The organism is Vibrio minamisatsumaniensis, assembly GCF_050337445.1.
GTDB lineage: Bacteria > Pseudomonadota > Gammaproteobacteria > Enterobacterales > Vibrionaceae > Vibrio > Vibrio artabrorum.
Genome location: NZ_JAKJSY010000105.1, coordinates 1 through 10,686 on the forward strand (window position 1 = coordinate 1; position 10,686 = coordinate 10,686).

Sequence of the window (10,686 nt, forward strand, 5' to 3'; positions counted from 1 at the left end):
ATATAAAAGAACATAAAAAACCATAATTTGGTGAAGAATTAACTGGACTTCACCTAAAATCTGTCCATTTACCCCAAACCATTCAAAATAGAAGAGTTCAATGAGCAATATTGGCACAAAGTTTATTCTCGCACAGCGGTTCGTATTCGATCCAAACAGCAACTCACTTATTGATCAGTTGAGCGACGGTGAGGTTGTGCGCCTTGGCAGCAATGAAAGCCGTATTCTCCTGATGATGTCAGAAAGACCGAATGAAGTGATCACGCGTAATGAATTGCACGAATATGTTTGGCGAGACCAAGGCTTTGAAGTGGATGATTCCAGCTTGACGCAAGCAGTATCAACCTTAAGAAAGATGCTGAAAGATTCGACTAAATCTCCAGAATTTGTGAAAACCGTGCCTAAACGCGGTTATCAATTTATTGCGACCGTTGAACGATCCGCGCCGTTTTCCTCCAATGGCCAACCGATAGCATCGGACATTGTCGCAAATAACGCAGGTTCAACATTAAAGAATACGAATACACCAACCTCAGAAGAAGCCATTACTGAGGACATAGCGACCTCGACACCAATCACAAACACTCAAGAAGTTAAGATTGAAGCAGAGTCAGCGGTCACATCGATTAAAAGCAAGAATAAATGGATAACATTTGGGTTATTGTTTGTCGCTTTCTGCATGCCAATTATCGCATTGACATTGACTCACCCCACACAGTCGGAGTTTCGTACATTAACTGAGGTCGATGGTGTGAAAGTTCAATCTCCAGTCAATCACCCCGATATTTCAAGGTGGTTACCCGCTATTGAGAAATGCGTATTACGTTACAATACCAATCACACCGGCTTGATGAAGCCAACGAAAGTGATCGCTACAGGCGGACAAACCAGTAACCTTGCTCTTAACTATATTCATCCTCAAGATTACTCGAACGAGAATATAACGGTAAGAATTTATGCCAATCAATCAGATTTGAACGACATTTGTAAAGGAGAGCAGTAACATGAAAGTAAAAGTATCTATCATTTTACTGATTCTTTCCGCATTTCTAAGTGGTTGGTTATATTGGGGTAACAGCGAAAAAATAGAGCACTTACTCACGCAGCATGAGTGGCAATCGAAAATGGTGACTCTGATCAGCGATAACAAACAAGAGGACTCTATCGGCCCGCTTCGTAAAGTTGAACTGTCATCGAATGCGAAATATCTACCAAACGGGACTTATCTTAGAATGTCAGTCGTTCGGTTATACGGTACTCAAACGGCCCCTGCGAGTGTAATCAGCATTTCTGAGACAGGCAAATGGGATATCAACGATAACTACTTACTCATCTCTCCAATTGAGTTTAAAGACGTGACTTCATCACAGCGCCAAGACTTCTCAGAGAAGCAATTAGAGCTTATTACCCAGGTGATCAAAATGGATGCTGAACAGAGCCGACGCATTGATATTGTGAACCCGAAAGCACTGCTACTGACTAGCTTGAATCACGGTTCTACGGTGTTATTTTCAAACTAAGACTGAGTACAGTAAAAAGGGGCTGAGGCCCCTTTTTTACTGACATAACTAAGCGACTCGCACATAAAGGATTTACCATGAACACAGAATCCGATCAAATAGCCTCTTCTATCGTTCGAGCATCGATCTCCATACACTATTGTCGTCAGTGCAATTGGATGCTTCGTTCTAGCTGGTTGTGCCAAGAATTACTGCATACTTTCAGTGAAGAAATAGAGCGCGTGAGTTTGCACCCTGATACGGGTGGGCGATTTGAAATCTTTTGTAATGGCGTTCAGATTTGGGAAAGAAAAGTCGATGGCGGCTTTCCTGACGCAAAAGTTCTAAAACAAAGAGTGCGAAACATCATTGCTCCAGATAGAGATCTTGGCCATATCGACGCCAAATAACCTTCGTCGTACACTGACCTTATTCAATCTCAATCAGTCACAACCTCATTAAGTAGTGATGCTCTTATTACCCATATTAAAAGCATCACAAACAACGTTCCACTTTAAAAGAACCGTTTATAACTCGCCACTCACAAGCAACTCACCTTCTAGGCTGATGACTTTGAATGTATTATTTTCATAAATGCCATAGCTAGCAGCATGGCCATCTCGTGGAAATGTCACAGAGCTTGGATTAAAGAGAAACACATCATCTTGATATTCAGCAACGGGGACATGAGTATGCCCATGTGCAATAACGTCACCTGCTTTTAATGCCGGTCGCTTAGTCGTGTTGTAAAGGTGGCCATGTGTTAAAAAGATACGTGCGCCTGACTCTAACAGAACCCATGAATAATCCATCATCATCGGAAAAGACAATAGCATTTGGTCGACTTCACTGTCACAGTTACCACGAACCGCAATAATCTCTTGAGAAAACGCATTTAACCGCTCGGAAACGGCTGGTGGGTTATAGCCTTCAGGAATTGGGTTTCTTGGACCGTGGTTCAAAATATCCCCCAATAGAACCAAATACTGCGCACCAGACGCCTGATAGAGCTCTAATATCTTTTCTGTGGCTGGCAACGATCCATGTAGATCGGAAGCAAAAAATAATTTCACACGCACTTCTCCATAAAAATTATATGTCTATTGTACGTATTGAAAGGCTATACGTCATCTCTCGCCATCCCGTTGATCACGATATTATTGTAACTCACCATACCGACTATCTTATTATCACTCACCACAGGAGCACGGCTGATACCAAAGCGCTCAAATAAGCGAGCACAATACTTCACGTTCATATCTGCCGACACGCTTAAAGCAGGTTTTGTCATGATTTCATAAACATTGGTGCGCTTTGGAGAACGGTTCTTAGCCAGCACTTTCTTGGCGATATCATTCATCAACACAATACCGTATTCATCATCTTCATGCCGCTTGTCGACAATGATAGCCTTAACTTTGTGCTTCTTTGCCATCTCTATCGCTTCAAATACTGTGGTTAGCCCATCGATGATCACATATGTATTGGCCATGACATCACTGACTCGGATTTTTTCACTGCCACTCATAGTTCATTCTCCACAACCTTAGTTAATGTCTCGACTTGATGCGCTACTCCGACGGCATCTTCCACGTCGATTTGCACAGCAATACCTTGACCCGATTCTTGGTCAAACTCCCCCACCTCGTTGATCCTTTCGAGGATATGTCTCGCTAAGTGCTCCTCGACAACAAACAACAATACGTCTTTTTGAACCTCTAACGTCAACCCAAAAAAAGTCCGCTTCTGATTTAAACCTTGCCCTCGGGCATTGTTAATAACCGTCGCCCCGGTAGCCCCCGCATCACGCGCAGCATCAAGCACGATGTCTGTCTTGCTCTCTTCTACAAACGCTAAGATAAGTTTAAAGCGCATCTTTGCTCTCCTTTGAGGATTGTGTTCGGTTTAGCCAGAGTGTTATTTGGGCATAACCCATCACGGATATAATGGGAAACAAGCTTGCGAAAGCAATCAACCCGAAGCCATCTATTACTGGGTTTCTTCCCGGTACCGTTGACGCTAACCCCAGCCCAAGTGCCGTGACTAAAGGAACCGTCACCGTTGAGGTGGTCACGCCACCAGAATCGTAAGCTAATGGAATAATCATTTTGGGTGCATAGAAGGTTTGAATCACAACAATGATGTAGCCAACAATAATGTAGTAATGGATAGGATCTCCGGCAACGATACGATAACTGCCCAGTGAGATACCGATAGCGACACCTAACGCCACGGCAATTCGCAGCCCGTTAACGCTGATACTGCCACCGGACACTTGATTCGCCTTCATCGCCACCGCAATCAGAGAAGGCTCAGCTATCGTGGTACTGAAACCAATACAAAACGCAAAGAGATAGACCCAATAATAATCAACCCAAATCAATGCAAGACCTGAGCTGACCTTAAATTCGGTTAAAAAACTGGGTTCAGTGAGCTGCATTGCCATCGTCTCCCCTAAAGGAAACAAAGCGAGCTCCAATCCCATCAAAAAGAGCGACAAACCCAAAATGACGTAAAAGAAACCGACAAGTACCTTGGCTAGGTTATTAACAGGCTTACGCAATACCGCTAACTGAAAACCAAAAATAATGACCCCAATCGGAATGACGTCCATAACGGTTCCAAAAAAAGTATCTATAAACTGCTGGCCACTGATCATGTCACCACCATTCCGTACACCATGACAAACATCATCGGTAACAATGACGCAAAGGCGATCAACCCAAACCCGTCAATCATAGGGTTACGCCCCTTTATTGCTGAGGCTAAACCAACCCCTAAAGCCGTAACAAGTGGCACGGTGATGGTTGAAGTTGTCACACCTCCAGAATCATACGCAATGCCGATGATATTTTCAGGTGCAAAAGCCGTCAGCACCACGACACCGATATAGCCTCCAATAATCATGTACTGAATTGGCCAACCTTTAAGAATTCGCAATACACCAAGCAGAATGGCAATACCAACCGATAACGCCACTGTGAATCGCAGACCATCGGCATACTGCTCCATTTCAGCTAAAGAGTGAGGGATCACTCCCCCCTCTGCAGCCACTTGAGCAGCCTCGGCGGCCACCGCTGTCAACGCAGGTTCGGCAATGGTCGTGCCAAATCCCAGACAAAAAGCGAAGCTCAATAACCAGAACACACTCCCCTTACAGGCAAAAGCTTGAGCCATCGATTCACCGACAGGAAACAACCCCATTTCAAGACCATAGATAAAGAAAGTCAGTCCAAAAACCACCAGCACTAAACCCGTTAAAATAGACAAAAGATGAGGAAGAGGCTCCTGCAAAACGGCAAGTTGAAAGAAAGCGATCACCGCAACAATCGGTAAAAGATCCCTTAAGCTACCTAACATGGCTCGAAACAAAGCAAACACTGCCGTCATCGCACCTCCTTATGGTTGAGAGTGTGTTTGGTTATGTACTCATCATAATCATGGCAAATGCTTACCCTTGCCGATGTGATAAATATTACGCAGTCGGTAACCCATGTAATTAAAATTCATAAATGTGATAAAGATATCGATTTCATCATCCTGATTTATCGTTAGATGGCTGTTTATCGAGGTCATCATTTCGCTATCACACGATTGAAACCAACTGATCGTTATAGTGACTTTTTCGTATTGGCTAGCTATTCAAAACAAGCCATGTCTATAATTATATGAATAGGGAGATTGGCATGAAGATATTATTAACGGGTGGGACTGGATTTATTGGCTCTGAATTGATCAAGAGTTGGAACACTGACGACGTAACATTACTGACACGGAGCCCTGAAAAAGCAAAGCAAAGCCTTAATCACCTCAACCAGAATAATCTTCACTACATCCAGTCTCTTGATACGTTAGTTGATCTCAATGATTTCGATGCCGTCATCAACCTTGCTGGTGAACCGATTGCCGACAAGCGTTGGAGCACTGAACAAAAAGAGAGGATCTGTAACAGTCGTTGGCACATTACAGAAAAACTTGTCAAGTTAATCCAGGCAAGTACAAACCCGCCAAAGACCTTTATCAGCGGCTCAGCCATCGGATACTATGGCGATCAACAGCAACGTCCATTTGACGAATCATTGAAAGTAGAAGATGACAGTTTTCCTCACAAAGTCTGCGCTCACTGGGAAGACATTGCTAAACACGCTCAATCAGACCACACTCGCGTGATTTTGCTCCGAACAGGCATTGTTCTTGGTAAAAATGGCGGAGCATTAAAAAAAATGTTGATGCCCTATAAACTGGGAGTCGGTGGCCCACTCGGTTCAGGGGAGCAGTACATGCCTTGGATCCACATGCTAGATATGGTGAGAGCCATCAACCACTTATTGTCGTTCCCTCACGCCCAAGGAGAGTTCAATCTATGTGCTCCACATCCTGTCACCAACAAACAATTTAGTCGCACATTAGCCAAACAGTTGCGACGCCCCCATGTTCTTTTCACTCCCCGATGGGCATTGTCGATACTCATGGGAGAGTCATCTTGTCTATTGTTCGACAGCATTCGCTCCAAACCAAAGAAATTGACTGAAATGGGGTTTATATTCAGTTACTCAAGAATCGAGCCCGCCCTAAAAAACTTGTTACAACATCAAGACTAATTCTTTACCCTAGAGCAATAGAGACTCAAATAAAGGATTAAGCGTGAACAAGTCGATTCTTATCACCGGTTGCTCATCCGGTATTGGCTATACGTGTGCGCACGCACTTCAAAAGCGGGGATTCGATGTGATTGCATCTTGTCGCAACCCACAAGATGTGAAACGCCTTCAAGCTGAAGGGCTCACTTGTATCCAGTTGGATCTTTCCAATCAGGAAAGTATCGAGCAGGGAGCTCAACTCGCGATAACGCTCTCCCCTAACGGATTGTATGGGCTTTTCAATAATGGGGCTTATGGCCAAGCTGGCGCACTTGAAGATTTACCAACCGACGGGCTCAGAGAACAGTTTGAAACCAACTTTTTTGGCTGGCACCATCTCGTTTGCCAAATCCTTCCCCACATGCGCGAACGTGGTGAGGGGCGCATTGTACAAAACAGTTCCGTGTTGGGCTTTGCTGCAATGAAATATCGCGGGGCTTATAATGCGTCAAAGTTTGCACTTGAAGGCTGGACAGACACATTGCGCTTAGAGCTGTATGGCAGTGGTATACATATCTCGTTATTGCAACCCGGACCAATTGAAACCCAATTTAGAACCAATGCTCTTAAAGCTTTCAATAAATGGATCTCAATTTCCGGCAGTGTTCACCAAAACGCTTATCAACAACAAAAAGACCGGCTCGAAAAAGCGTCATCGAACAACGCGTTTGTTCTACCACCAGAAAGTTGTATTGAGCCGGTATTCCATGCTCTCACCGCCGACAAACCCAAGCTAAGATACCGAGTTACGACCCCAACTAAAGTGTTCGCGGTATTGAAAAGGGTTCTGCCGAGTCGCTGGCTAGACCCCATTTTAAGAAAGTCGGCATAAGCCCTTAACTTTGCATCCTTTGTCGCAAATTTTAATGTAACGATGTAATTTATTCGTCACAATAAGGTGTCATGATTTGACCTATCTCATCAGTTATTCCCGATTGATGAATTGACTCTGGATATTTCATGACGTTAAACCGCCTTAATTGGGTCGGTGTGGGTCTGGCTATTACGTTGTTTATTCTGTTTTGAATATCTCACGCAACGCCCCACTGACAACCTCGATAAGAACGCTACACCTTCTATGTTGAGCTAACATGGCTATCAACATTGAAGTGTGGCGTTTTTCTATTTTGGGCGTTTTTTATCTGAGATAACTGAGTTAGATCTTGAAGTTAGCGACTTATCCCCCCATATTTGCTACGTATCCACAAAACAAACCTCAAGGAACGTAAATGCAATCTCCGCATATGGTTGAACTTAATGAACAGAACTTTCGTCAAGTATTAGAAGGTTCGATGCAGACCCCTGTACTCATCCATTTTTGGGCACCAATGAGCCAAGAGAGCGCCCAAATCATTCCTGAACTGCAAACATTAACTCAGCAATACAACGGCACTTTCACTCTTGCCCTATTGAATTGCGAGCAAGAGCAAGCCATTGCTAGCCAGTTTGGTGTTCAAGCACTGCCAACCATCGCTCTATTTGTTAACGGACAACCTGTCGATGGACTTGGTGGTCCTCAAAGCGTGGCAGCGATCATAGACATGCTCGGTAAACACTTACCGAATCAAGATGAACTCGCTTTACGCCAAGCACTAGAACAAATGCAAACCGGTGATCACGCACAAGCACTCGCGGCAATGCAACAACTGCCGGTCGAGCTAACAAAGGCGAAGTAAAACTGGCGATCGCTGAGTGTCTGTTAGAAACACAACAATTTGACCTTGCTGAAACTCAGCTAGCAACCATTCCTCTAGAGTACCAAGACAATTACTACAAAGGGTTAGTCGCTAAGCTTGAACTTCATCAACAGGCCGCTGACAGCCCAGAAATCCAAGCATTAGAAGCCGCTTTACAGCAAAATCCAAACGACGCGAAGTCCGCTTCTGAACTTGCCTTGCAATACCACCAAGTGAACCGTAGCGAAGAAGCCATGGCGTTACTGTGGAGCTTCCTGGCTAAAGATCTCAATACGCTTGACGGTGACATGAAAAAAGAGTTCATGGACATCTTGAGTGCACTAGGACAAGGGAATGCGGTGGCGAGTCGATACCGTCGCCAGCTGTACTCGCTGCTCTACTAGTCAAAAGCAACAGCATCAGCATCAGCATCAGCAAGGTGAATGATTTACCAGATAGATGACAAATAGGTAAAATACATCGTATAGCATCAAGTTAAATGGGCCATAAAATCAATATTTTATGGCCCATTTCTTAATGAAAAATTTGCTCGTATTTTAAATATGCGCCAGTATGAGTAATGAAGGTTCAAAAACTTAAACTTACARAGGATTTTGTATGGCTATTGATACATTAATTACCATCGGCGTCTTCACTATCGTCGTACTATTATTTATTTTCGCTGGTGTAAAGGCCGTTCCTCAAGGGAGTAATTGGACCGTTGAACGTTTTGGGCGGTACACGCAAACCCTTAAGCCGGGTCTTAACTTAATCATTCCCTTTATTGATAAAATCGGACAACGAATTAGCATGATGGAACGCGTACTCGATATCCCAGCGCAAGAAGTTATCTCCAAAGACAACGCAAATGTGGTGATTGATGCGGTCTGTTTTGTTCAAGTTATCGATGCCCCTAAAGCGGCTTATGAAGTCAATGACCTTCAGCATGCCATTCGCAACTTAACCCTCACCAATATCCGTACTGTACTTGGCTCGATGGAGCTCGATGAAATGCTCAGCCAGCGTGACATGATCAATACCAAATTGCTGAATATCGTGGATGAGGCAACGAACCCATGGGGTGTAAAGGTGACACGTATCGAAATTAAAGACGTGCAGCCACCTGCCGACCTGACCGCAGCGATGAACGCTCAAATGAAAGCTGAACGTAACAAGCGTGCTGATATTTTAGAAGCCGAGGGCGTAAGGCAAGCTGAGATCTTAAAAGCCGAAGGTCATAAGCAGTCTGAAATATTAAAAGCGGAAGGCCAAAAGCAAGCTGCAATACTGCAAGCTGAAGCCCGAGAAAGAGCTGCGGAGGCTGAAGCTAAAGCGACAGAGATGGTATCAACGGCCATTGCCCAAGGTGATATGCAAGCGGTCAATTACTTTATTGCACAAGGTTACACCGACGCACTGAAATCAATCGGTCAAGCAGAAAACGGCAAGATCATTATGCTCCCACTGGAAGCGACTGGCCTCATGGGTTCTGTGGCAGGTATCGCAGAGATGTTTGCAAATAAGAATGATAAGAGTAGTAAGGACTAATTTATGGTCGAGTTACTAGAGCAAGTCAATCATTGGCATTGGTTAGCGTTTGGTCTGGTGTTGTTAGCTCTTGAGCTAGTCGGAACCGCTGGTTACTTTTTATGGATAGGTATATCAGCCATGCTGGTCGGTGCTCTATTAAGCGCGCTACCAATCGGTTGGCAGATGCAATGGCTGTCCTTCGCGACCTTCTCGCTGCTCACTACCTGGTTATGGTGGAGAAGACAACTGTCTAATGATAAAAAATCGGACGCTGGTAGAGATCTAAATCAAAGAGAAAAACAACTGATAGATAAAACAACTCGAATCGATACCGACATTCAAAAAGGTAAATGTCGTATTCGCTTGGGTGATACAACATGGTCAGCTGTCAGTACTCACGACTTAGCATCGGGAACAGAAGTTATCATCACAGCTGTCGATGGCATTGTATTAACGATTACTCCAACTAAAGAGTAATTCAACCAATCCTTATTCAAGCCATAAACCTCTGTTTATGGCTTTTTATCAACAAGTGAATCAATGATCGGACATTGACTATTTGAGTCACCCGGGCATTGTTCAATCCACTCTGTCAATGTCTTCTGAATTGCCAATAAATCTTCAATTTTTTTGTTTACTTCTTCCAATTTACTCAGTGCTTTTGCTTTAACATCGGCACTTTCACGCCACGGATTATCCGCTAATTCAACAAGAGCACGGCACTCATCGAGCGAAAAACCCGCACTTCTCGCCTTCGCAACGATCCCAAGCTCCTTAATCTGCTTTACACCATAGGTTCTGTATCCGTTTTCAGAGCGCAACGGCGCAGATATCACGCCTTTATCTTCATACAGACGAATAGACTTAGGTGATAGTTGGGTGAGGCCTGCAACTTCGCTTATGTTCATAATATTGCCCTGCTAACAGAAAGTAATGATAGTTCAAGAATCATAGTCAACACTCAGAGACAGTATCTGAATAACTTCATGTTGAGAAGACTCTTATGATTATACATTTATAACATCGAAGACCATTATCCCCTCAACAAAAAGAAATATACCATTCTTTAGGGCAGATTCCCTTCCAAAAAGTACCAACACGAGACGAAGCCCAAGTGAACATAACTCAACCTCCTAACATCACTCGGTTTCATATTGATCGAATGAATCTCCCCCTTAATCTATAGAATCCAATGAAAATTAAATTTAAATAAATTAGGCGATATAGGGTGATTTTAATGGTATCCAATCAACATTCACTCCCCAATATAGTTAATTAGGACAAATATCACTGATACAGTTTATATATAACCCTCCAAATCAAAGAGCTACGGTATATATT

The 10,686-nt window shown here is 43.7% G+C and carries 12 protein-coding genes and 3 pseudogenes; 9 read left to right on the forward strand and 6 right to left on the reverse strand.

The window, feature by feature from the left end:
* Positions 1–100 precede the first annotated feature (100 nt).
* From L4B77_RS17995 to L4B77_RS18010, 4 genes and pseudogenes are all read left to right on the forward strand, one after another.
* A pseudogene (locus L4B77_RS17995) lies at positions 101–470 on the forward strand (winged helix-turn-helix domain-containing protein); the annotation flags it as partial.
* Between the two features lie 86 nt (positions 471–556).
* Positions 557–1,003: pseudogene (locus tag L4B77_RS18000) on the forward strand (transcriptional regulator); the annotation flags it as partial.
* A 1-nt stretch (position 1,004) separates the two neighbouring features.
* Positions 1,005–1,520, forward strand: coding sequence for a regulatory protein ToxS (locus L4B77_RS18005; protein WP_429752105.1), 516 nt, complete (start codon positions 1,005–1,007; stop codon positions 1,518–1,520).
* A 77-nt stretch (positions 1,521–1,597) separates the two neighbouring features.
* Positions 1,598–1,909, forward strand: a complete 312-nt coding sequence (locus tag L4B77_RS18010; protein ID WP_429752107.1) for an Rdx family protein — start codon at positions 1,598–1,600, stop codon at positions 1,907–1,909.
* Positions 1,910–2,026: 117 nt separating this feature from the next.
* On the opposite strand, the gene yfcE is transcribed toward L4B77_RS18010, so the two are convergent.
* From yfcE to L4B77_RS18035, 5 genes are read right to left on the reverse strand one after another with little or no spacing between them, the layout of a single operon-like run.
* On the reverse strand, positions 2,027–2,572 hold the full coding sequence (yfcE, locus tag L4B77_RS18015) for a phosphodiesterase (protein WP_261837814.1): 546 nt from the start codon (positions 2,570–2,572) through the stop codon (positions 2,027–2,029).
* 47 nt (positions 2,573–2,619) lie between these two features.
* Positions 2,620–3,027: a CBS domain-containing protein gene (locus tag L4B77_RS18020; protein WP_261837815.1), complete on the reverse strand. Its 408-nt coding sequence runs from the start codon at positions 3,025–3,027 to the stop codon at positions 2,620–2,622.
* Complete coding sequence (locus L4B77_RS18025; protein WP_261837816.1) at positions 3,024–3,374, reverse strand: P-II family nitrogen regulator; 351 nt, start codon at positions 3,372–3,374, stop codon at positions 3,024–3,026. The genes L4B77_RS18020 and L4B77_RS18025 overlap by 4 nt, the downstream gene beginning before the upstream one ends.
* The gene (locus L4B77_RS18030; RefSeq protein WP_372041593.1) at positions 3,364–4,158 is read right to left on the reverse strand and encodes a DUF1538 domain-containing protein; all 795 of its coding nucleotides are present in this window, start codon (positions 4,156–4,158) and stop codon (positions 3,364–3,366) included. The genes L4B77_RS18025 and L4B77_RS18030 overlap by 11 nt, the downstream gene beginning before the upstream one ends.
* Positions 4,155–4,889, reverse strand: coding sequence for a DUF1538 domain-containing protein (locus L4B77_RS18035; protein WP_261837818.1), 735 nt, complete (start codon positions 4,887–4,889; stop codon positions 4,155–4,157). Before L4B77_RS18035 ends, L4B77_RS18030 begins: the two co-directional genes overlap by 4 nt.
* Positions 4,890–5,185: 296 nt before the next feature.
* Between L4B77_RS18035 and L4B77_RS18040 the strand changes: the two genes are divergently transcribed.
* The 5 genes and pseudogenes from L4B77_RS18040 (at position 5,186) to L4B77_RS18060 (ending at position 9,822) form a co-directional block, all read left to right on the forward strand.
* Positions 5,186–6,100, forward strand: a complete 915-nt coding sequence (locus tag L4B77_RS18040) for a TIGR01777 family oxidoreductase (RefSeq protein ID WP_372041594.1) — start codon at positions 5,186–5,188, stop codon at positions 6,098–6,100.
* 43 nt (positions 6,101–6,143) lie between these two features.
* Positions 6,144–6,971, forward strand: a complete 828-nt coding sequence (locus tag L4B77_RS18045; RefSeq protein WP_429752111.1) for an SDR family oxidoreductase — start codon at positions 6,144–6,146, stop codon at positions 6,969–6,971.
* 397 nt (positions 6,972–7,368) lie between these two features.
* Positions 7,369–8,219 (forward strand): annotated as a pseudogene (locus tag L4B77_RS18050) (co-chaperone YbbN).
* 214 nt (positions 8,220–8,433) lie between these two features.
* The gene (locus L4B77_RS18055) at positions 8,434–9,363 is read left to right on the forward strand and encodes an SPFH domain-containing protein (RefSeq protein ID WP_429752113.1); all 930 of its coding nucleotides are present in this window, start codon (positions 8,434–8,436) and stop codon (positions 9,361–9,363) included.
* Positions 9,364–9,366: 3 nt separating this feature from the next.
* On the forward strand, positions 9,367–9,822 hold the full coding sequence (locus L4B77_RS18060; protein WP_429752115.1) for an NfeD family protein: 456 nt from the start codon (positions 9,367–9,369) through the stop codon (positions 9,820–9,822).
* A gap of 35 nt (positions 9,823–9,857) precedes the next feature.
* Here L4B77_RS18060 and cueR read toward each other — a convergent pair whose 3' ends face one another.
* Positions 9,858–10,253 carry a Cu(I)-responsive transcriptional regulator gene (gene cueR / locus L4B77_RS18065; protein WP_429752117.1) on the reverse strand — a complete coding sequence of 132 codons (396 nt, stop codon included), beginning with the start codon at positions 10,251–10,253 and terminating at the stop codon, positions 9,858–9,860.
* Positions 10,254–10,686 lie beyond the last annotated feature (433 nt).